This is a genomic window from Humisphaera borealis (assembly GCF_015169395.1).
Lineage (GTDB): Bacteria > Planctomycetota > Phycisphaerae > Tepidisphaerales > Tepidisphaeraceae > Humisphaera > Humisphaera borealis.
The window spans coordinates 16,463-38,340 of record NZ_CP063458.1 but is presented as its reverse complement, the minus strand read 5'-3'; the positions used below and the strand labels follow the sequence as shown (position 1 = coordinate 38,340).

At 64.1% G+C, this 21,878-nt stretch carries 21 protein-coding genes and 1 tRNA gene; 6 read left to right on the top strand and 16 right to left on the bottom strand.

Annotation, left to right across the window (positions count from 1 at the left end):
- Positions 1-107 precede the first annotated feature (107 nt).
- The 14 genes from IPV69_RS00165 to IPV69_RS00100 form a co-directional block, all read right to left on the bottom strand.
- On the bottom strand, positions 108-1,442 hold the full coding sequence (locus IPV69_RS00165; RefSeq protein ID WP_206292883.1) for a hypothetical protein: 1,335 nt from the start codon (positions 1,440-1,442) through the stop codon (positions 108-110).
- Positions 1,442-2,050, bottom strand: coding sequence for a hypothetical protein (locus tag IPV69_RS00160; protein ID WP_206292882.1), 609 nt, complete (start codon positions 2,048-2,050; stop codon positions 1,442-1,444). Before IPV69_RS00160 ends, IPV69_RS00165 begins: the two co-directional genes overlap by 1 nt.
- A 137-nt stretch (positions 2,051-2,187) precedes the next feature.
- Positions 2,188-3,726, bottom strand: a complete 1,539-nt coding sequence (locus tag IPV69_RS00155; RefSeq protein ID WP_206292881.1) for a hypothetical protein — start codon at positions 3,724-3,726, stop codon at positions 2,188-2,190.
- A gap of 301 nt (positions 3,727-4,027) precedes the next feature.
- Positions 4,028-5,422: a type II secretion system minor pseudopilin gene (locus tag IPV69_RS00150; RefSeq protein WP_206292880.1), complete on the bottom strand. Its 1,395-nt coding sequence runs from the start codon at positions 5,420-5,422 to the stop codon at positions 4,028-4,030.
- Between the two features lie 155 nt (positions 5,423-5,577).
- Positions 5,578-6,375 carry a type II secretion system protein GspJ gene (locus IPV69_RS00145; RefSeq protein ID WP_206292879.1) on the bottom strand — a complete coding sequence of 266 codons (798 nt, stop codon included), beginning with the start codon at positions 6,373-6,375 and terminating at the stop codon, positions 5,578-5,580.
- Between the two features lie 47 nt (positions 6,376-6,422).
- On the bottom strand, positions 6,423-6,947 hold the full coding sequence (locus IPV69_RS00140) for a type II secretion system protein (RefSeq protein WP_261362025.1): 525 nt from the start codon (positions 6,945-6,947) through the stop codon (positions 6,423-6,425).
- Positions 6,948-6,967: 20 nt separating this feature from the next.
- A complete protein-coding gene (locus IPV69_RS00135; RefSeq protein WP_206292877.1) occupies positions 6,968-7,552 on the bottom strand; it encodes a pilus assembly FimT family protein in 585 nt (194 codons plus the stop codon).
- Positions 7,553-7,693: 141 nt separating this feature from the next.
- Positions 7,694-8,140, bottom strand: coding sequence for a type II secretion system major pseudopilin GspG (gene gspG / locus IPV69_RS00130; protein ID WP_206292876.1), 447 nt, complete (start codon positions 8,138-8,140; stop codon positions 7,694-7,696).
- Between the two features lie 110 nt (positions 8,141-8,250).
- Positions 8,251-9,585, bottom strand: coding sequence for a type II secretion system F family protein (locus IPV69_RS00125; protein ID WP_206292875.1), 1,335 nt, complete (start codon positions 9,583-9,585; stop codon positions 8,251-8,253).
- A gap of 173 nt (positions 9,586-9,758) precedes the next feature.
- On the bottom strand, positions 9,759-11,525 hold the full coding sequence (locus tag IPV69_RS00120) for a GspE/PulE family protein (RefSeq protein WP_206292874.1): 1,767 nt from the start codon (positions 11,523-11,525) through the stop codon (positions 9,759-9,761).
- Positions 11,526-11,663: 138 nt separating this feature from the next.
- Positions 11,664-12,326: a hypothetical protein gene (locus IPV69_RS00115; RefSeq protein WP_206292873.1), complete on the bottom strand. Its 663-nt coding sequence runs from the start codon at positions 12,324-12,326 to the stop codon at positions 11,664-11,666.
- 122 nt (positions 12,327-12,448) lie between these two features.
- Positions 12,449-13,120 carry a hypothetical protein gene (locus tag IPV69_RS00110; RefSeq protein ID WP_206292872.1) on the bottom strand — a complete coding sequence of 224 codons (672 nt, stop codon included), beginning with the start codon at positions 13,118-13,120 and terminating at the stop codon, positions 12,449-12,451.
- Positions 13,117-13,641: an anti-sigma factor family protein gene (locus IPV69_RS00105; RefSeq protein WP_206292871.1), complete on the bottom strand. Its 525-nt coding sequence runs from the start codon at positions 13,639-13,641 to the stop codon at positions 13,117-13,119. The genes IPV69_RS00110 and IPV69_RS00105 overlap by 4 nt, the downstream gene beginning before the upstream one ends.
- Positions 13,642-13,905: 264 nt before the next feature.
- Positions 13,906-14,622, bottom strand: coding sequence for an RNA polymerase sigma factor (locus tag IPV69_RS00100; protein WP_206292870.1), 717 nt, complete (start codon positions 14,620-14,622; stop codon positions 13,906-13,908).
- A gap of 423 nt (positions 14,623-15,045) precedes the next feature.
- On the opposite strand from IPV69_RS00100, the gene IPV69_RS00095 reads away from it, so the two are divergent.
- The 5 genes from IPV69_RS00095 to IPV69_RS00075 all read left to right on the top strand — a co-directional run bounded on the left by IPV69_RS00095 (position 15,046) and on the right by IPV69_RS00075 (position 19,657).
- Entirely contained in the window at positions 15,046-16,272 is a 1,227-nt protein-coding gene (locus IPV69_RS00095; protein WP_206292869.1) for a hypothetical protein, read from the top strand.
- A 94-nt stretch (positions 16,273-16,366) separates the two neighbouring features.
- A complete protein-coding gene (rdgB, locus tag IPV69_RS00090) occupies positions 16,367-16,987 on the top strand; it encodes an RdgB/HAM1 family non-canonical purine NTP pyrophosphatase (RefSeq protein ID WP_206292868.1) in 621 nt (206 codons plus the stop codon).
- A 67-nt stretch (positions 16,988-17,054) separates the two neighbouring features.
- Positions 17,055-17,471, top strand: a complete 417-nt coding sequence (locus tag IPV69_RS00085; protein ID WP_206292867.1) for a universal stress protein — start codon at positions 17,055-17,057, stop codon at positions 17,469-17,471.
- 135 nt (positions 17,472-17,606) lie between these two features.
- Positions 17,607-17,679, top strand: a tRNA-Met gene (locus tag IPV69_RS00080).
- 304 nt (positions 17,680-17,983) lie between these two features.
- On the top strand, positions 17,984-19,657 hold the full coding sequence (locus IPV69_RS00075; protein WP_206292866.1) for a right-handed parallel beta-helix repeat-containing protein: 1,674 nt from the start codon (positions 17,984-17,986) through the stop codon (positions 19,655-19,657).
- 13 nt (positions 19,658-19,670) lie between these two features.
- Here the strand turns inward: IPV69_RS00075 and IPV69_RS00070 are convergent, their stop codons facing one another.
- Together IPV69_RS00070 and IPV69_RS00065 are read right to left on the bottom strand one after the other, a co-directional pair.
- Positions 19,671-20,336, bottom strand: a complete 666-nt coding sequence (locus IPV69_RS00070) for a hypothetical protein (RefSeq protein WP_206292865.1) — start codon at positions 20,334-20,336, stop codon at positions 19,671-19,673.
- Between the two features lie 177 nt (positions 20,337-20,513).
- Positions 20,514-21,251, bottom strand: coding sequence for a hypothetical protein (locus tag IPV69_RS00065; protein WP_206292864.1), 738 nt, complete (start codon positions 21,249-21,251; stop codon positions 20,514-20,516).
- A gap of 142 nt (positions 21,252-21,393) precedes the next feature.
- On the opposite strand from IPV69_RS00065, the gene IPV69_RS00060 reads away from it, so the two are divergent.
- Positions 21,394-21,783: a DoxX family protein gene (locus IPV69_RS00060; protein WP_206292863.1), complete on the top strand. Its 390-nt coding sequence runs from the start codon at positions 21,394-21,396 to the stop codon at positions 21,781-21,783.
- Positions 21,784-21,878 lie beyond the last annotated feature (95 nt).

Below are 21,878 nucleotides of genomic sequence, written 5' to 3'. Positions count from 1 at the left end.
CGTCCGAGACGCGGCCGCGAAGGACACGGGGAAAACAAAGTCTGCCTCTATTGATCACGCGCGGCGCTGGTGCGGATCGCTCCGCGACCGCCCGGTGACGCGCACGCTCAGCGTCCGCTTTCCTGTTCGCGGCGCTTTCGCATTCGTTCCAAAAGATCGTCGGCCGCACCCGCCGGCGCGGGAGTCGCTGCTGGCGTGGCGGGTGCGGTGCCGCCCGTCGCGGCGGGAACGGCTGGTGTCGGAGTGGCTGTCGGCGTGCCCGGCGTAGCGACAACCGCGGGGGCCGCCGGTGGCGGCGAGCCGCCGCCGGACGAGGCACGGTCACCGCCACGAGGATCGCCTCCACGGGGATCGCCTCCGCGGGAGTCTCCACCACGCGGATCATTGCCACCGCCTCGAGACCCGGACGATCCCGGTGATCCCGCCGGCGGCGCGGTCGCCACTGGCGTGTAGGTGCTCCAGGTGATCGCAGGGGCTGGCGCGCCGTCGAGCGTGTGCCCGATCGGCACCCGCGTGCGCTTGCCTTCAAACTCATACACCAGATCCGCCAGGGTGACCTCGACCACCACGCCCCGCGCCACCTTGTCACCCTTCTTCACCCGCTTCATGGTCTTGAGCGGAAGGTCCTCGATGAACGCGTAGCAGGCGTCGTCCTCGTCGCCTTCGCCTTCGATGCTCATGCCGCGAACGGCCATGCTCTTTTCGGGGGCCGGCGGTTCCGGCGGCTTCACCACGATCGTTTCCCTGGGGCCCGGCGGCGGACCGGTGAACGGTGCCTTGGGGCGCTCCTTGCTGAAAAGGCTCCTGGCCAGCAGGACCTCATACTTTTTATCAAACGGCTTGGACGCCATCGCGGGCACCGCCGCCACATCCGACGCCGTCGGACGGGTTGTCGGTTCGCCGCCCGCTTCGCGATCGCGGCCGGAAGAGCCGAACCGGCTCTTGCTCGACTTGGAATACCCGCTGCCGCTCGGACGCGAGGTCGGTGCCTCGGCAACGCCGGTCGGCGAGGTGGACGGCTGAGTGCCGGGGCCGGCGGCGGTCGTATCCGCCGCATGGTCGGCCGACGGAGACGTCGAAGGAGAGGTTGACGGATGGGCCGGCCCGGTCGCCGGGGTGGTGGGCGCAACCTGACCTGCCGGCGGCGCAGCGGACGATCCGCCGGATGCGGGGGCAGCTGCCGGCGGCGCACCCGGTGTGGACGCCGATGTCTCGGGGGCTGGCTTCTCGTCCTCGTCCTCGACCGGATCGGGTCCCGGATCACCGCGATTGGCAGCGGCCCCGGGTGCCAGTGGCGGCACGAACACCGGGCGGGTGGCGGGCTTGGCGGCACCCGCGGGCGCGGCCGACGGCTCCTGCTGCGCGAACACGCCGGTCAGCCAACTACCCAGCGCGAGCGAAGCGGCGGCCACCAGGACGATGCGAATGGATTGCGGTTTCATCACGGCTCTCTCCCGCTTGCGACGCTGCTTCCGTAGATCGAGGCGACGGGTCGGCGACCGGGCGTCTCGGGCTTGTCACCGTCGGGGTTGGCACAGAGCGTTGACACGCCCAGGTTGATCTGCAGGTCGTCGGTCCCCTCGCGACGGGAATTGACGGTCATTTCGGTCACGCGCACCGGGATCGACGCCGTCTCCACCCGCCACAACAGATTCGCGATCGCCTTCTGCGGGCCGGTGCCGCTGGCCTGGGTATTGATCTGGATCCATTTGCCTTCGCTGGTGGTGCGACCCTCCTTGAGCGACGACAAGTTCACCCCCGAATCCTTCGTCCAGCTGCTGATGGCGTAGAGCAGCTGGCTGCGGGCCTCGGCGACATCGGTCTTCAAACCGCCGGCGTTCAGGTTGGTCAGCACGGCCTTAAGGCGTTTCTCGTCATTGAATAGCTTGCGATTGCGGTTCAGCTCGTCTTCCTTCAGTTCGATCGCCGCCTTCAGTTCGCGACGCTTCTGGAAGTAGGGATCGATCACGAACTGATAAAGCAGGGCCACACCGACCACGCTGAGGACGATCAGGGCAAGCGAACGTTCGCGGGGGGACATGTTGTTCATGATGGCGGAGTAGTCAGTAGTCAGTAGTCAGTAGTCAGTAGTCAGCAGTCAGCAGGCAGTAGGCAGAAATCAGTAATCTGGGTCAGGGACGACGACTTGGCTTTTCTGACCACTGACTACCGACCACTGACTACTCCCTAAGGCACACACACGAACTCGATCGTAAACGCGATTTCCGTTCCACCGCCTCGGCCGACATCGCGCTTGTCGATCTGCGGCGCTTTCACGCCGGTGAACAGCTTGGTCTTAAGCATACGGTCCACGATCGCGGTTACGTCGCGTTCCGACCCGCCGGTGCGGCCGGTGAGCGTGCCCTTCATGTTTTCCTTCAGCGTGATGTTGGTGACATAGGTCTTGCCGTCTTCGGGAATCGCTTGAGACAAGCCATAAAGACAGGTCAGGAAGCGCGGCTTGCCCTGGTGCCATTTCTCGGCGTATCCGACACGCTTGACGAACGCCTCGGCCGCCTTGACGCGGTCCTTCTGTCCGACCTGCTCGGCTTCGAGGTCGCTGAGACGACTCTGGCTGGACTGCAGATCGAGGTACGCGACAACGGCCAGCAGGAGAACAACGAACACGCCGGCGGCGATGAGCACCGTCTTGCGGTTGATGCCCCCCTTTTTCGGGGCGGCCAGGCGCGAATGCAGGAAGTCGGCCGGCCAGACGGACGCCGAGCTGTCCTGTTCGGTGACGGCGGCGACGGCAAGTGCCGCCGCGCCGGCAAGGCTGGGAGAGGCGGCGTCGCGCGGGCCACCGGTCAGGCCGGCGGGCACGCCCAGTGTTTCGAGATTGCCGCTTTCCAGTCGAGCGCCGACCGCATCGGCCAGTGCCTGCCGGGACGGATCGGTGAGGGTCAGGTCGTCCCAGACGACCAGCGCCGGGCCGTGATGACCATTGCCATTGACGCCCTTGCCGTTGACGGCCGAGCCGTTGCCGTTGGCGGACGCCGAGGCGTCCATCTTGCCCGCGGCAAAGGTCGCCCGACGAAGTTCGCCGGCGAGGATGCCCGCCGACGTGCCCGCCGCGCCCAGATGACGCAGGGCCCGCGGCGATGCGCCGTCCTGGGCGATCAGTTCGATTCCACCAGGGCCGACCGACACGACCAACGCCGACCGGGATTTCCCCGAGGCGGTACCGGCTGCAGCACCGAGCACACAGCCCACGGGTGTCACCGCCGACAGTGTCAGCTTCGCCGCTGACGTCATCGCCTTGATCTGTTCCAGGTACTTGTCCTGGATCGCGACCAGCAGCACATTGCGCGGCTCGGTGGGGCTGATCTCACCGGCGTAATCGAAAACGAGGTTCTGTAGTTCCTGGCTGAACTCACCCTCGACCTGAAGCCGCAATGCCTCGGCGATGAGGTCAGGGTCGGCCGGGGGGACTTCCTTGGGCTTGCTGAGCACCCACCGGGCCGGCACGCCGACGACCACATGCCGGGCGGCAAACCCGCGTTCCTTGAGGAATGCACCCAACGCGCTGCCCAACGGTTCGGGGGTATCGAGCGTCACGCCGGCTGGGTAGACGAACGTGGCGGCCTGCGTCACGCGGCCGGTCGCCGCGCCCAGAGGCGATGAGCCAGCCGGGGCATTCCCGCTGCGCGAGGCCTCGGCGATGACGAGCGACTTCTCGCCGATCGCCACTCCAAGGAACTTGTTCTGTCCGGTTCTTTGCGCCACGCGTTGGTTCTCTCAAGTATGGTTGCCGGGCGGTGGTAAAAACTTCCGTCTGTGCCACTTACGCCCGCTCGCTTCGTCCTAGAACACGCTCCGAAGGCCGTCGAATGCACACCCCGAAGGGTGCTCCCCACGGAGGACATGGAGGTCACGGAGGGAAAACACGGGGAGACATCGCCAGGTCTCAGATCTCAGATCTTCTTCTCGATCCGTTCGAGGGCGGAACCCTTCGTGTTTCCTCTCCGTGCTCTCTGTGTCCTCCGTGGTTAACCGCATTTTCCGGGGTTGACCGAGGCCCATGCCGCTAAAACGCACTTCCGCCCGACCCGAACGGCGTGTCGAGCACGCCGCCCTGCTGCAATGAATACCGGATGCTCTCGTCCAGCGGCCAACCCAGGTCGCTCAGGTCTTTGCGATACACAATCCTGGCCGGCGTTCGGCGGGCGTCGGCGATGATCCTGATCCGTTTGAAGCTCTTCCCGTTGGAACTCATCGCGACGATGTCCGCCGAGTATTGGTAGCTCTTGTTGGTCAGCAGCGACCCGATCGCCGCCGCCTTTTGCGGGCCGATCGCCTCGTAGACCCACGCCAGTGACGTGCCGGTTTCTGCATTGCGGGCGCTGAGTAGCTTATCGACGTCCTGTTCCTCAAGCCCGGGCATCGCCAGCAACACCTCGCGCGGCGCGGTGTTCAGGTTCACCCGCCCGGTCGCGGTGCGGCCCTGGTTGGCGTGCAGCTTGTCGTATGCCTGGCGGACTTCCTGGGGGGACATCGTGCCCTTGCCACAGAAATCGAACACGTTGGCGAACCGCCGACCGCCCGGCGGGGCCGGGCCGGTGGTCGCGAGCTGGACGATCTGGTCGGCGCGGGTGCGCTGGAAGATCTTCCGCATCGCGTCGCGGAGCTGGTTCGAGTCGCCGTTGACGTCGGTCCGGCCGGTGTTGGTGTTGGCTTCGACGCTGTAAACGGTGACGAACGGCGCGATGCCCCGCCCGTCGTTCGTCGCCGAGCTGAATGCCGACGACATCCCGCCGGCGCTGGTCTCACGGGCGCTCATGACGCCGTCATGATTGAGGTCGTAGCCGTAGAGGAACTCGTCCACCAGCCGCGCATCCTTCAGCCGCGGCTGAAGAACAAGTCGCAGCTCTTCGATCGCTTCGAACCGGTCGTTCTTGGCGTTGTAGCCTTGCGGAAGGTTGGAGTAGTAGGAGCTTTCAGCGCCCTGGTTGGTGACGTTCTCGTCGGTGTCGCGCCAGTCGATGATCGAGTCGGCGATGTCCTCGGTCATCTTCGGGAGCTTCATCAGCGTCTCCCGGCTGGCGTTGTTGAGATTGATCTTGGAGCTTTCATCCACCAGCCCGAACGCGGTCAGCTCGGGGTTGCCGGTATCGGGCTTGATGATCCAGAAGTAGCCCATCGGCCGACCGTCGACGGGATTCGTGCCGACGGCCATCGCCTCGGAACTGGCGTCGACGACGTAGGTGGGATCGCCGGCGGCATTTTCGACCAGCGACAGCACATACTGCTCTGCCCCGCGCAGGATAGCGGCCGTCTGGATTGTCGATACGCGGTTGTTCGACGAAATCGCCTCCACCTGCACCGTTCGCCCGAACACCAGGATGATGCCGGTGAGGACGATCATGCCCCAGAGCACCATCACCAGAATCGTGCCATGACGGCGGGACGAAGACGTCACCACGGAGGCACGGAGACACGGAGGGATCACCGCCGAGACAGGATCCGACGGCGATTCAAAGCTAAAAGCCTTCTTCTCATCGCAGGCATAGCGTGGTGCACCGGAAACACCTCCGTGTCTCCGTGCCTCCGTGGTGATCTTGCTTCTTCGCTGCGTCATCATCGTCCCGTCCCCAATCCGCTGGTGTTTTGCGCCGGAATTGCACACGGGAGCTGAACGACACGCACGAACCGCCGGGTGACGACCTGCGACTGGCCGTCGACGAGCTGGGTGCGGTCGAGGTCGATCGACACCTGGATCGCCATCGGAACGCTGTTGTTCTGCTGGGCCGATTCCCACGTGGGCACCCAAGTGCCAAGGGCACCGTCCCAGAACTGAAGATCGAAGCCACCGATGCCGCGCAGGATGACTTCGTCGTCGGCCGGCGGTTCGAACGGGGAGAGCAGGTTGTGAATGACCCGGCGAACGAGCATGTACTCGCCCTGGGTGTCGTTGCCGTCGGACGCCAGGCAGAGGTACTCGACCCGGCGAATGTCGCCGTCACCGCTTTCGTGCTGCGGGCCTTTGCTGGTGGTGAAGAACCGGACGGTGTCGCCGTCACGGCCGCGGCCGTCGCGGAAGTCGCCGCCGGTGAACGTCGCCGACAACACGCCCGACGGCGGCTGGGCATTCTCCAGATCCTGACGAATCATCTCGAACGCCAGGTCGGCAGTCCGCTGCGGTTCGAGCAATGCTTCGGAACTGTCCCGCGCTCGGGTGGCAATCCGCAGCGTGGCAAAAAGCGAAAGACCGATCAGCGCCACGAGGGAGATCGCGGCGAGGAGTTCCAGAAGGGTGAATGCGCGGCTTCGCCGCGCCGAAGTCGGGAGTCGGAAGTCAGGAGTCAGAATAGGACAAGGCGCATCGAAACAGTCGAAGTGTGAGGCGGGCGAGATTGCGGTCGATACAGGTCGCATTTCTTTTCCGACTTCTGACTTCTGACTTCACGACGGCAAAGCCGTCGCTACGGCGTCGCTCCTGTCGCGGCCGCGTCACCGGTACTGTCGTCGGCTCCCAGCTGGTAGACCAGCGTGGAGACGACAACCGATTCCTCGCCCCGCCGGGGCGTCGTCCAGAGGACCATCACGTCCAGCTGCTGCACGTTGGCTTCCGTCCAGTTGCCGACGCTGGCGTACCACTGGTACTCCGGAAAGCCCTGCTGCGCGAAGTCGCCTTGCAGCGTGCCGGTCTGCCACTCGCCGCTGGTCATCAGGAACGCCAGTTGCGATTCGGCCAGCGCGGCGGCTTCGGCGCGGTGGCGGGCCGCGCCGGAGATGCCAGTCGCCAGGCTCACCGCCTGCATCGCCACCGGCACGATGATCGCCAGCATCAGGATGGTGGCGAGGACTTCCACAAGCGTGAAGCCTCGGTTTCGACGAGCAGAGGCACGGCGGGAGGAGGCACTGCGGGAGGAGGCACGGGGGCACGGAGGCACGGAGGCACTAAGGGAGCGCGGTGATGCGCCTCCCTTGTGCCTGCGTGCCTTCATGCCTTCGTGCCTCATCATGATCAGCTCCTGATCCTTCCGTCCGGCCGAATGACTCGAATCGTTTCCGTCGCCGACGGACAGACCACCTGCGTGACCGTGCCGTCGCGGTCGATGACGCGGATCAGGCAGGCATCGGTACGGCCCGACGGCGTAAACTCGACGAACGGCACATCGCTGCCGATCTTCTCCGGCAGAATCTGCCCAGTCGCCGCCGCGTTCTGCAACTGCAGCGATGCGTAGGCGTTGTCCCATTCGAGCGTCACGTCGGCGGGCGCGCGAAAGACGGATCCCATCTCGACGCCCAGTTCGTAGAAACCCGGGGCGGCGCTTGCGTCGAGTGGATCGCTGTAGAACTTGGTCAGGTAATACACCTTGTTCGTCGGGTCGATATTGAGCCGGTAGTTCACGCCTTCGGCGATCGCCTGCGAGCGGGCGTAGTGGGCCAGCGCCAACATCTGCCCCGCGCACTCGTCCGCCCCGCGCCCCGCCGCCAGGCCCCGCATCGCCGGGATCGCCATCGCGACCATGATCGCCATCACCAGCAGCACGAGGATGAGCTCGAGCAGCGTGAAGGCCCGGCGAGATTGCTTGACGACGACTTGCATTCGTAGGGTCCGCCTTGGCGGACGCGTGGGCCGCACCGGCGCACACTTGATCCGTGCATTCGCAGGGTCTGCTCCGGCGGACACGTCACGCGAGCGCAACGGTCCGTCAAGGCGGACCCTACAACAGCGGTCCGCCGGGGATTACTTGGTCTCGGTCACCCAGTTGCCCAAGTCGTCGCCGCCGCCTTCCTTGCCGTCCTTGCCGAACGAGAAGACGTCAGGCCCGTGGGTGTTGACGGTACCGGGGTAGCGGTAGCCGTATTCGTTGCCCCAGGGGTCCTTGGTGTCGCCCTTGAAGTACGGGGCCTTCCAATTCGTGACATTCGCCGGCATTTCGATCAGGGCGCGAATGCCTTCTTCGGTCGTCGGGTAGCGGCCGTTGTCCTGTTCGAACAGGTCTAGCGCACCTTCGATCGTGCGCACCGTGGTCTTGGCAGCGCCGATCTTGGCGTCGTCGGTACGGCCGGTGAACTTCGGCACCACGATCGCCGCCAGCACCGCCAGGATGACCAGCACGAGCAGCAGTTCGATCAGGGTAAACGCGGAACGACGAACGCGACGAACTTGTGTACGGCTATGCACTGACATTGGTTTCTCCTCTGGTGTTTGCGAGCGATAATCGGTCCGCCAAGGCGAACCCTACAGCAATCTCCGACGACTGACTTTCGACTTCCGGCTTCGGTCCGCCAAGGCGGACCCTACTTGATCAACTCCGACATATTGAACACCGGCAGCAGCATACCGACCACCACCAGGCCGATCACCGATGCCATGATGATCAGCAGGACCGGCTCTGCGATCGCGACAAGCATGCGCAACTGGCGGTCGAGGTCGCCTTCGTAACTGGTGGCGACGCGGACCAGTTCCTTGTCGAGCCTTCCGGTCTCTTCGGCGACGGCGATCGTCTCGACCACCGACGCGGGAAACAGCGGGCTGTTCGCCAGGCTCTTGGACAGCGCTTCGCCACGCTGAACCTGTTCGATCGCATGGCTGACGGTGTCGGCGAGGGTCTGGTTGCCGATCGCCTCGCGGGCGGTCTTAAGCGAAGACACCAGCGGCACGCCGGCACCGACCAGCGTACCCAGCATGCGGCAGAACCGTACCAGCGCGAAATGGGCGATAACACGTCCCAGCACCGGGACGGCGAGTGTGATCAGTTCCACCCGTCGGCGGCCCGAATCGGACTTGATCCAGCGGTAGTACATCACGCCAACAATCACCCCGCCGACCGCCAGGTAAGGGCCGTAGCCTTTCACCAGGTCGGACGCGGCGATGATCATTTTCGTCAGCGTCGGCAGCTTGCCGCCGAACTGGTCGAAGATCGGGGCGAACTTCGGGATGAAAAAGCTCAGCAGGAAGATGACGACGACCACCGAAAGCACGGCCAGCACGATGGGGTAGACCATCGCGGCTTTGACCTTGCCCTTGAGGTCGGCTTCGCGGGTGCGGAAATCGGCGATCTGCTGGAGGACGACGTCGAGAAAGCCGCCGGCTTCGCCTGCCCGAACCATCGCGATATAGACGGTTGAAAACGCCTTGGGGTACTTCGCCATCGAGTCGGCGAGCGCGGTGCCGCCGACCACGTCGTCGTGGATCGCGTTCCAGAGCGCCTTTGCGTTGGGATTGGAGGCTTCGCGCTTGAGCAGTCCGAGCGCCCGCGCCAGCGACACACCGCCGGCCAGCAGGTTCGCCAGCTCTCGCGTGAACCCTTCGACCAGTTTTCCCGAGACGCGATTCGGATTGATGCGGGCAGCGAACAGGCCGCCCGGCGAAGCATCCGCCGATGCCTTGCCGTCCGGCGCTTTGGCCGGGGCGACGTCCTTGGAAGCGCCCTTCTTGCCCGGCGGCGGCGTGACGCGCTTCGCCGGTGCCGCGACCGGCACCGATGCGCCGTTGCGCGTTTCGTCGATCTTCAGCGGATGCAGCCCCTGCCGCGTCACCTGCGTGATCGCCGAGGCGCGGCTGTCGGCGCTAAGCGTACCAGCGGTACGCTTCCCGTCGCGGCTGATGGCTGTGTATGCGAAAGTGGCCATGGGAAATAAGGGGCAATTACGAAGGTCGAAACTCGAATGGCGAATGAATGACGAATCTCAGTTACTCAAGTCTCAAACTCGCATGAATAAACTCCCGCACGTGTCGACGATTGAAGCTTCCGTTATTGAGGTTTCACTCGTCATTCGCATCTCGTCATTCGTCATTCCAACGGCTAGTCGATCACTCGGTCACCAGTACTCGCCACCTTCTCCATGCCAACGGCCTGGTTCTCGTCCTTCGTCATACGGATCACCTCGTCCACGGTTGTGCGGCCCGCGGCAACCAACCGCCAGCCGTCCTGACGCAGGCTCTTCATACCCTGCTCGATCGCCACTTTGCGGATCACGCGGCTGCTCGAACGGGTCAGGATCAGGCTTCGTATTTCGTCCGTCACCGGCATCATTTCAAAAACGCTCTGCCGGCCGCGATACCCCGTGTTCTGACAGTTGCGGCAGCCGCGGCCGCGGTACAGCACCCGCGGAACATCGTCGAGCCCTTCGGTCATGCGCTCGACTTCGTCCTGTGGGATCTCTTCGCGGCAGTGCTTGCAGATCAGTCGAACCAGGCGCTGGGCTGCGATCATTTCGACCGAACTCGCCACCAGGTAAGGCTCGACGCCCATGTCGATCAGTCGTGAGGTGGCACCAGGAGCGTCGTTCGTGTGCAGCGTGCTGAACACCAGGTGGCCGGTGAGCGACGCCTGCACGGCAATTTCGGCCGTCTCGCGGTCTCGAATTTCGCCGATCAGCACGACGTCGGGGTCGTGACGCAGGATCGCACGCAGGCCGGCGCCGAAGCTCAGGTTGGCCTTGGTGTTGACCTGGATCTGGTTGATGCCGCGGAGCTGATACTCGACCGGGTCTTCGATCGTGATGATCTTCAGGTCGGTCTGGTTGATCTTCGACAACGCGGCGTACAGCGTCGTCGTCTTGCCGCTGCCGGTCGGGCCGGTCACCAGGATGATGCCATGCGGCAGGTCGAGGACTTTCGTCCAGATGTTGCTGTCGCGGGCGCTCATGCCCAGTGCTTCCAGGCCCAGCACCGTGTCGCCGCGGTCGAGGATACGCAGCACCACCGCTTCGCCGTGGATCATCGGAATGACCGACACGCGAAGGTCGATTTCACGCCCCGCGACCCGCAGGCGGATGCGGCCGTCCTGCGGCAGGCGCTTCTCGGCGATGTCCAAGTGCGACAGGATTTTAAGACGGCTGACGATCGCCGCGTGATACTTGCGGATCTTCGACGGGATGGGCGCTTCGATCAGTACGCCGTCCACGCGGTAGCGAATGCGGAGCTGGTTTTCGAACGGCTCGACGTGAACGTCGGTCGCCCGCACTTCCAGCGCCTCGGCCATGATCTGGTTGACGAACTTGATGATCGACGAATCCTGCGCCGCCGCGGTGGCGTTGAGGTCGAGGTCGTCGTCGTTGGTCTCGATGACCTTGACGTCGTCGTCATCGGCGCCCATCGACTGGAGCGTGTCGGCACCGACGCCGAGCACGCGCTTGGCGGCGCGGTCGATTTCGCGCGACGGCGCGATCGCCGCCCGCAGTTCCAGGCCGGTCGCGAGGCGCAGTTCGTCCAGCGGGCCGGAGTCGAAGACCCGGCAGGTCGCGACGATCACGCCATCGGGCGTCTGCTCCAGCGGCAGCAGCTTGTGATTGAGCAGGATGCGGGCCGGAAACTTGGCCAGCAGTTCGCGCGGCGGGTTGACGTTTTCCAGTTCGACGTAGGCCAGGCCGAACTGCTCGGCGAGGTAACGGAGGACCTTTTCCTCCGCCGCCACGCCCTGCCCGTTGGCTTCGCCGTCGACACCATGAATCGCTACGTCGAGGGCGTCATCGAGCGACGCGCCGCCGGCGAGTTGCTCCCGCGCGACTTGCGCGGCGTCTTCGTCGAGCAGCGACTGGCGTGTGAGCGTGGTCAGAATGTCTTGCAAGGTTTGTCCTTCGGACAAAGAGTGCTGAGATGAAAGTGCTGAGTGCTGAGTGAAGGCGCAAAGGGTGCTTTTACTCAGCACTCAGCACTTTCATCTCAGCACTTGCGGCCTTAACCGGCGCGTCCGCCAAGGCGGACCCTACTCCAGCAGTCCGAGCATGACCAGCACCGATTCCTGGCGGACCGAGCAGAGCTGACGCAGTTCTTCCTGAAGAGCGGTCATCTCCTGCCTGGCCGTCTGACGGGCGGCGCGAAGCTCGGCGAGCTTGGCCTTGAGCGTGTCGTTGCCGGCGTCCTTGGCTTCAAGGACCGCCTGCATCTCCTGTGTCTTGACGGTCACCGGCGTGGTGGGCGTGTCGCCGAACGGGCTGCGGCGCTGCTGGTTCGGGTCGGCATTTTCAGTGGTATTGGGCTGGCGCTGACCGTCGCCGGGCGTGCTGCCGCGGGTGCGCCAGTTCGAGGCACCGCTCATCAGCATGCCGTAGCCCGAGCGGCGGGTGTCATTGGCGCGCTGCAGCGACTGAATCTTCTCGATGCGCGGCTTGAGGACGGCGTATTCCTCGTCGCTGGCGCGGAGGACCTCCTTCATGCGGGTGTCCATCTGCTGACGGAACTGGTCGAAGCGGGCCTGACGCTCGGCGTCGGTCCCGCCGCCATTGCCGCCGCCGGTACCCCGCTGCCCGGGCTGGCCGGGCTGCCCCGGCTGGGCGGGCTGGGCCTGGCCCATCGCCGGCACGGCAAAAACGGCCGCGGCCAGGACGGGAAGGGTTGTCTTGAGCAAACGTGAGTTGAGCAGCGACATGGCGTTGCCTCCGCGAAAGGGTTGTTCGATCGATCGTGTTGTAAAATTCTTCACGAATGAAGTGCCCGGAACGCCGCTGACGCACTGTTCTTACAGTTGTCGTGACGTTGCCTTGTGTCGGTTCAGAGCCGCAATTCCGGTTGGCCCCCGTCCGGCTTACCGCCGCGCGGCTCGCCACCTCGGCCGTCGTCAACACCACGCCGACCGGGGAACCCCGGCGGACCGAAAGAAGGCGGTGGGCCGGGTGGGCGCTCGGACGGCTGAGTGCTGGAACGGGTGGGCGGGCCGCGATGACGATCGCGGTCGGCACGGTCTCGGAGCATCTGTTCGTATTTGATTCGCTGCGGCTCGGTCAGCATCGCCTTGGTCTTCTCGACCGCCGCCTGCACGAGCTTTTCGCGTTCCTTGCTGTTCTCGGCGAGCTTGGATTCGTATTCCTTCTTCAGCCGTTCGCGCTCGGACCGCTGCTCGTCGGTGTAGATCGCCTCGATCGCCTTGTCGCGCTCGTGGTACAGCGTGCGACGCTGGTCGAACAGCACCCGCCCGGTCCCTTCCATTGCCGCCGACCAGATGGACTTCATCTGCTCGCTCTGCTCGGACGTCAGATTCAGTTCCTTGACGAACCAGGATCCCGGGTTCGGCGCCGACGCCGGCTGGGTGGCGACAGCCTGGGTGATGACCACCGGCTGCCCGATGACCTGCTTGTTGAGGCCCATGCCCACCACGATGCCGGCGCAGAGCGTCAGCACGAAGGACATAACCAGCAGAAGTTTTCCACGGGCGGGCCGGCTCATGGCAGTTCCGTCTCCGTCACGTGGGCGGCCGACGACAGATTCGTGCCGGCCAGGTCATCCAGGATCGATTCGGGGGAGCGAACGTCGGGGGCGCTGGGGGCGGTGGCCGGGGCAGGATCACGCGACAGCACCGCCATCGCGTTGGTGATCACCACCTGGTCGCGGACCAGCGACGCCTGCGTCACGGGCCTTTCGACCGGCTGGTTCAACAGCCAGATGCCGGCGATCAAAACGCTGGCGGCGACGCCGCTGAACACGCGGGCCATCCAGACCAGCCCGATGTCGGCCGATTCGACCAGGCCCTGCACGTGGGTGCGAAGGCGGGCCATTGCGTCGTCGGGCATCAGGCCGATGTTGCTGTTGCGGGCGGCCGACACCAGACGGCTCATGGCGCGCAGTTCGTCCATCTCCGCCGAGCAGTCGGGGCACGCCGCGACATGGCGCGACACGGCCTCGGTTTGTGCGGCCGGCAATTCGCCGTCCACCAGCGCACCGACAAGATGGAGTTGTTCGCAGGCCATGGTTTCTCTCACAGTCGACGGCGGAAAGGCCGGGGGCGAGACCGAGCGATTTGAAACGCCGATCTCAGATCTCAGATCTCAGATTTCCGTTTCCAGCCCTGCCGCACGTCACACAAACGCCGCTCACCGGCCGATTGTTCTCTAACGCCCGAAACCTCAACCGATTTCGAACGCCGGAGCTTGATTCATTGGAACTTCATTCGTCATTCGAATGTCGTCATTCGTCATTCAGTTTGCCATTCACACCGTCGCCTGCACCCGATCTCAAGGCTCATACGCCTTCAGATGCTTGCGGAGCTCACTCCTCGCCCGGTGCAGCCGGGATTCGACCGTGCCCCGCGGCACCTTGAGCGAGTCGGCGATCTCATCGTAACTGAACCCTTCGACCTCGCGAAGCACGATGACTTCCCTATGGTCGAGGCTCAGCTTGTCCAGCGCCACTTCCAGGTCGGCCTGCCAGTCGCTGCTTCGGTTGGCCGACTGTTCCGGCCGGGGCAGTGCATCGGCCTCGGCACCTGGGGCATCGTCGAGCGACAGAACGCCCAGCCTCATATCGCCGACGCGGTTGATCCCGCTCCGCTTTTTGCGTCGCCAAAGGGCGACCTGCGTGGAGAGGATCCGCATCAGCCAGGTCCGAACGCTCGACCGTCCTTCGAACCGCTTGAGCGCTTTATAGACGCCGGTCCAGGTTTCCTGGACGACGTCCTCGGCGTCGGCGTTGCTTCCCAGAAGCATATACGCCAGTCGATACATGCTTTTGGCGTGGCGTTCGACCAGATCAGCGAACGCCTTTCCGTCCCCACCGGCAGCCCGGCGGAGCAGAATCAGGTCTTCGCGCGATCGTTCGGCCGCATCCTCCGCCAAGTGATCCGTACCAACGGACGGTGTTACCGGTGTCGCCGGCGAGACTTGGCTCTCCGGTCCACCCGCCGACCCTCTCGGGTCTGTCGCGGTTGAACCTGTGCCGTCCGTCCTAAGCATCGTTGCGCTCGGGGGAAAGAAACTTCCGCTGGGTCGATACACCGGCCCGGGACCGCCCCGGCCGATTGCCCCGTCTGGCTCGGCATCCTAACGATTCACGTCCGGCGGATGTTACCACTGGCGAAACCTTGCATTGCGCCAACGGTGCTCCGTACCTACTCTGGCGGTTGGCGCGTGTTGGGTAAAGCAGACAAATCGGCAACGCGAGCAATTGCGACCAGCAAGACGGGGCTAAGGAGCACCCCTAACCGAGAGGATTGGGCGCGTGGCCCACCCGCATGACAACATGCCTCAGCACCGGGGAACACCTATCGGACGTGACAACTTATCCTTCGGCGGATCGGGTTGTTCTGGTAGACTGCCGGGTCGCCGCTGGGACGCCAAAACGTCCTCTTGTCCGAACGTCCGTTGGAGTTGTTCCCCATGCCAACTGCCCGCCGCTCATCCGCATCGCAACTCGCCGGTCCGTCCATTTTCATGATGGCGACCGTACTGCTTCTGGGGCAGATCCTCGGGTGCAACGAGACGGCCAAGCAGGCCGCCCAGCCGGACGCGGGGGCGACCGCTCAACTCACAAAACAGCCGCTTATGCCCAGCAACGCGCCGGTCGGCGCGGCGGCCCAGGGCGCGGCGACACCGGCCGGCGCCAAGTCGGCCTCGGGCGGGCAGGCGCAGCCCGTCGTCCAGACCATTCCCAATATCCCGCCCGGTGCCCGCTGGACCGTCTTCTGCTATGCCGTCGTTGGACCGACCCACGTCGTGGACGCCCAGGCCCTTCGCGACCGGCTCAACACCACCAGCGGCCGGTCCGACTGGTACGTTATCCACGGCCAGGACGCGAGCAACCTCTACTTCGGTTACTACAAATCCGTCGAGCCCGGCGACAAAGACAACGCCGCCGAAGTGCAGCGGGCCCACGGCGACATGCAATTCGTGCGGGAACGCAAGTCACGGGACGGCAGCAAGCCTTTCGAGCGCAGCCTTTTCGTCGCCCTCGACGCCCCCGATCCCACCGCCCCGCCGGAATGGAACCTCTTCAACGTCGACCGCGAGAAAAACCCGGTGGACCCCAAGCGGGCGTTCTGGTCGTTGCAGATCATGGCGTTCCGCGGGCATCAGCTTCGCAAGGAAGCCGCCGTCCAGGCCGTCGCCGATCTGCGGGCCAAGGGCGTCGAAGCCTACTACTTCCACGGTGACTCGGTCAGCTCGGTGACGGTCGGCAAGTGGACCTACGACGCGGTGAAGGAACAAAACCGCACCGACGAGATGAAGGACGTGGCCCACAGCACCGCCGGCACGCCACTGGTCGTCTCCAGCATTCCGATCTCGGAAGACCTGGAAGCCCGGCGGATCGACGGCAAGCAGGCGGTCTCGGTCGCGCCGAAGCTCGAAATCCAGAACTCCGACATGCTTCGCATGATGCAACGGTTCCCGGCGCACGCGGTGAACTACGAGATCGGGGTGAAACGCGGAGAGAACAATAAGGAGTACCAGGACCCGTCGTTCCTGGTCGAAATCCCCCGAGCCAAGGGAAATGGCCGGTTCGAAAACATGCAGTCAACAACCCCCGTCACGACCGATCGGGTGGGCGGCTGGGGCCGGACGCAGGGACCATCCATGGTCAACCCCACCGGCCCGAACAGAAAGTAGACCGCAGCACGGGCAGGCACGGATCGAAGCGAACGCGAAATCGTTCCCTTTTCGTCCTTCCGCTTTCGGACTTCATCCTTATTCTTGCCCCGTCATGTCGCCTCCCAAACGCATCCTCATCGCCACCGGCAACGCACATAAGGTCAAAGAGTTCCGGCAGATGCTCGCGAGCGAAAGCCTGACCTGGGACGACCTGTCGAGCCATCCGAACGCAATCGCGGTCGATGAAACCGGCGAAACCTTTCACGACAATGCCTGCCTCAAGGCATCCGACTACGCCCGGCAATTCGACACCTGGGCCTTGGCCGACGACAGCGGGCTTGAAGTCGATGCGCTGGGCGGCAAGCCCGGCGTTCACAGCGCCCGCTGGGCCGAGATGAACAAGGCCGGCAAAGGCGACGCCGACAACAACGCCCTGCTGTTGCGTCAGCTCGACGCCGTCCCCGACGATCGCCGGACCGGGCGATTCGTGTGCGAGCTGGCGTTGTCCGATCCGTCCGGCAAAATTGTGCTGTCGGCGCGCGGGACGGTGGAGGGAACGATTCTCCGCAGCCCGCGCGGGACGAACGGATTCGGATATGATCCCCTGTTCCTGGTCCCCGGGCTTGGCCTGACGACGGCCGAGCTGCCGTCAGACCAGAAACACGCCCTCAGTCATCGCGGTAACGCATTGCGGGTACTCCGGTCATTGATGTTGGACGCAGGATTGGCATGATGCTGCCGTAGAAGGATGTGAAGGGGGCGACTCGGGGCGAGCGCCCGACCGACACAGGTATTGAACGATGAGCCGAATCTTGATCGCGATCTCAAGCCCCTACGCCGCCCAACGAGTGATCGACTCGGTGGGCGACCTGGCCAAACGGCTCAATGCCGAAGTACTGGTCGTCCACGTATCGCGCCCCAGTGGCGGACAGATGCGCGAACAGGAGCAGGCCGAGGGGGAACAGGCGATCCGCTTCATGCGGGAAGAGCTGCACGCCAAGGGGTTGCAGGTTCAGGACTTGCTGATGTTCAGCGACGACATCGCCCGGGCGATTCTGAACACCGCGCTGGAGCGCGAAGCCACCATGATCGTGCTGGGGTTGACCGGCAAAAACGTCTTCGCCCGCCTGCTGGCCGGAAACGTGCCCGTGGAACTGCTGAAGAACACCAAGATCCCGGTGCTGATCCTGCCGCCGGACTGGTCCAAGCCGATCTGAAGGGAAATGCGGAAGGATGAATGCGGAAGGATGAATGAAGGCAGGTCTGGATTCAGTATTCGGCATTCAGCATTCGGCGTTTCTTTCCCGTCACTTGTCAGCCCGCGTAGAATTGGTACATTCTCCGCCCCGCTCGGCAGCGTAGCTCAGTTGGTAGAGCAGAGGATTCATAAGCCTCGGGTCACCGGTTCGAGTCCGGTCGCTGCCATTATTTCAACCGCCGTCTCGACCGTTTTTGCCTGACGCCTGTCTGTAATCGGTCGGTCCGCCCCTCGATTGCGGCACCTTTGCTCTGCGGGTTCGCTGCCTGCACGCACACCGCGTTGCCGACCGCCATTCAACGCCTGCCACAATTCACAGCTCTTCATCACGCGATATCGGCAAGCAGCAACATTGACGCATCATAGCCGCCCGGTACCATTGATTGCATTGGGGCAAGAAATCCTGCTCGTCTGCAAGGGGATTCGCCAACTCTACGCTCCGTAGTTCGCGCGATTTAGGGATGATCTCTCATGACAATTCAACGCCGCTCCGTCGTGGAAACGCTCGAAGCTCGCAAGCTGCTGTCAACTTCTTACTTCGTTACGGCAGATGCGGGCTACGTTCCGCAGAGCGGTGCCCGGGTCGCGCCGGCTGACGTCAACGCACTGGACTTGGCCGCCGGCGATCAGCTGCTGTTCTCGGCAGACGAAACGTTCGGCGGGCCGTTGGTGTTGAACGCGGCTGATTCGGGCGAGGCGGGTGCGCCGGTCGTTATCGGTTCGTTCGACCCAACGCCAGGCACCGGTCCCGCACGGGCAACTCTTCTCAATGCTTCCGGCTCCGGCGTCACCGCGACCAACATCCAGTACGTCGTCCTCCAGGACCTGATCCTCGACGGCGGCAACTACACGACCAACCCCGGCGGGGACGGCGTCAGCTTCGTGAACACCCTGCCCGGCAGCATCAAGCTCAATAGCATTACGCTCAAGAACCTGGACGTCAGCGACTTCGGCTCGACCGTCGTCAAGCCCAAGCGCGGCGAAGCGGTCGCCACCGGCGGCTGGGGCATCCGCATCGGCGGCACGGTCGATAAGAGCGGCTACGCCGACGTCTTGATCGAAGACGTCAGCGTCCATCACAACGAGCGTGGCGGTATCGAGGTCTACGGTGCCTGGAACCCCACCAGCACGCAGTACGCCAATGCCAACGTCACCATTCGCCGGGCAACCGTCAACGATAACTACGGCATCATTGGCTTCACCCCGAAGCACACGGGCAGCGGCATTATCCTGTCGGATGCGCAATTGGGCCTGATCGAGCAATCCGTCGCGTCGTATAACGGCAAGTTCAACGCGTCCGTCGGCGGCCCGGTCGGCATCTGGGCGTGGGACGCGGACCAGATCACCATTCAGCGGAACGAGTCACACCACAACCAGACCGGCAGCACCGCCGACGGCGGCGGGTTCGATCTCGACGGCGGCGTCACCAACTCGGTGATGCAATACAACTACAGCCACGACAACGACGGCGCAGGCTACGGCGTCTTCCAGTTCTCCGGCGCACGCCCCTTCGGCAACAACGCCATCCGGTACAACATCTCGGCCAACGACGGTCGCAAGAACGGGTACGGCGGCATCACGATGTGGAACGGGGCCAGCAGCCCGATGAACACCGACATCCACAACAACACCGTCTACATGTCGGCCGCCACCAGTGGCACACCGCGGGCTGTCTACGTGATGAGCCCCACGGTCAACATTCGCGTCCGCAACAACGTCTTCCAGACGACGCCAGGCGTGCGGACACTCGAGATTGTCGGCAAGCAGACCGGCCTGGTCTTCCAGGGTAACGCCTACTACGCCGGCGGCGGATCGCTCTCGATCAAGGACTTCACGACGACCTACACGACCGTCAGCGCGTGGCGCACTAAGTCTGGCCAGGAAAAGCTGGGCACGGTCAACACCGACCTGAGCGGCGACCCGGGTTTGACGTCTGTCACGGTGCCGACGTTCAACAACGCCTCGACCCTGCTGAATGATCTGCTGGGGATGAGCAGCTTCCGCCTGAGCAGCACGTCCGCCGCTCGCAACGCCGGCGTAGCCATCACCGGCACGTACTACGGCCCGCCGCTCACCGGCCTCGACTTCTTCGACGGCCTGTCGCCTGACGGTGCCTGGTCGATCGGTGCCGACGACGCTGCGTAATCGCAGCAGCCGTCTAAAACTGCAGCGCGCCAAAGACGCCGACGTAGAACTCGCTGACGTCGCCCCTGGCGTTGTCGGCGAAGGTCATGTCGCCGCCGCGCATGTACGACATTTCGATGCCGAAGGTTCCGCCGGTGACACGGGCACCGATGTGCAGAAACGCGCGGGCTTCCCAGGTGACATCGGTCTTGTCGATGGAGTTGTCGGGATCGACTTCGGAGTCGACGTTCAGCCAGCCCAGCGCCACCCCGCCGCCGATGCCGGGCTCGATGAAGAACTCGCCGTTACGACCGAAGGTCTGCCGCCAGCTCAGCCGGGCTTCGGGCGTGAACAGGACGAAGGGCATCTCGCTGCTGCCGATGAACACAGCGCTGCCGTTGTTCACGATGAGGGACCGCTGGCTGTTGTCGAGCACCATCGACACCCCCGCCGACGCCCCGAGCCGAAGCTGCGGCAGCCCGGCGAACGGCGAAAAGCTCACCACAGGATCGACCCGCAGCGCGTTCTGCCCATTCAGTTCCGACGACGAGCTGCCGACGCTCACATTGGCGTAGCCGATGCCGAGGGAAAACTCCGGCGTGCCGGTGATCGGCTTGTCCTGGGCGAACGCCGAGGGGGCGACGAACAGACCTGCTGTCAGCGAGAAGGCGGCGGTGGCGAGAAATGAGCTCAAGCGCATTGATATGTTTCCTGTGTCAGTGGTGATCGCACTTTCGCGCGACGATATCGTTTCTGGTGCCACGGGTCGGCGGTACGCCGCAGACCCGTGCGTCGATCGGCGCTCCACACGGGTCTCCGGAGTACCGGCGACCCGTGACACCATCCGAAAGCGATTCCAAAACGACGCTCAATCGCCCTACTTCTTCCCCGCCGGCTTCGGCATCGATGCCACGATCTTCGCCTTGGACTTCGACCAGTCGGCGTTGGGCTCGGCGTCGTAGATCTTGATGTCGTCGAACCAGGCGGCGTTTCCGCCGGAGATCAGCTCGAAGCGGTCCTTCTCGATCGCGATGCCTTCGTGCTCGCCGGTGATGGCAATCTGCGCCTCGGGAATCGTCGCGACCGCTTCGTTGCCGTTGATCTCGACGACCAGCGTGTACCACTTGCCAGGCTCGAACTTATATTTCTGCTCGGCGATCGTCTCCCCCTTGGTCGTCGGGCCCATGCCGCTCATCCGCTTCAGGCTCACGCTCGTCGGGTTCACCATCGCCCGGAAGACATGCACCTTTTCCTTGCCGTTATCCAGGCTGAGCCCCAGCCACTTGCTGGCGTCGACCTTGAAGCGGCATTGCAGGACCAGGTTCTTGCCGGCGACTTTCGTCGACATCGCCGGGTGATGCATGTCTTCGGCACGCTCGACCGATCGCAGTGCTCCCTCCTGGACGGAGAAGTCGCCTTTGTAGATGTACCAGAGCTTCTTGTCGCGGATGGATCCCTCGGCCGAGAAGTTCTCTTCCTTGATCAGCTTCCCGCGCGTCGTGAGAAAAGTCTCCGGTTCCTTCGGCGTCTCGGGGGCCTTGGGCTTGGCCGGGGCGGCGAATGAAATCGGGGAGAGCAACGCGATGCCGAGCGTAAAGAGCGTGAGTTGGCGCATGGCGGGCAGTGTATGCGATACGGTGAGTGAGACAACTAACGATGGGGCCGCGCCGGGACGTCGTATACCCCGACCTACCTGCCAACCGAACGGTGGCTATCATGCCACCGGTAGACAGTGTGTCAGTTCAACGGAGACAGTAATGACAGGTTCGAAAAAGCAGCGATTGATCGGCTGGATTCTGAGCGTCCTGCTGGTGGCGTTCCTCATCGGCGCTAGCGCCATGGGCAAGTTCACCGAGTGGCCGGGCAAAGCGGAGATGTTCCAGAAAATGGGCTTCACCACCGACCTGATGTTCAAGATCGGCATCGTCGAAACGGTGGTGGCGGTGCTGTTCCTGATCCCGCGAATGGGTTTCCTCGCGGCGATCCTCCTCACCGGCTATCTCGGCGGCGCGACCGTCACCCATGTCCGCGTCGGCGACGTGTTCTTCATGCCCGTCCTCATCGGCGTACTCGTCTGGGTGGCCCTGGGTCTGCGCAACCCGGCGATCTTCTCGCTGGCAATGGGGAAGAAGGTTCACAACGGGTAACGGAGGGTACGGTTGGGGCACGAGAGCAGATCACCACGAAGTTGGTCACGAAGCCGTTCGCCCCACACCGAGCCAACGAAACCGCAGATTGCGCA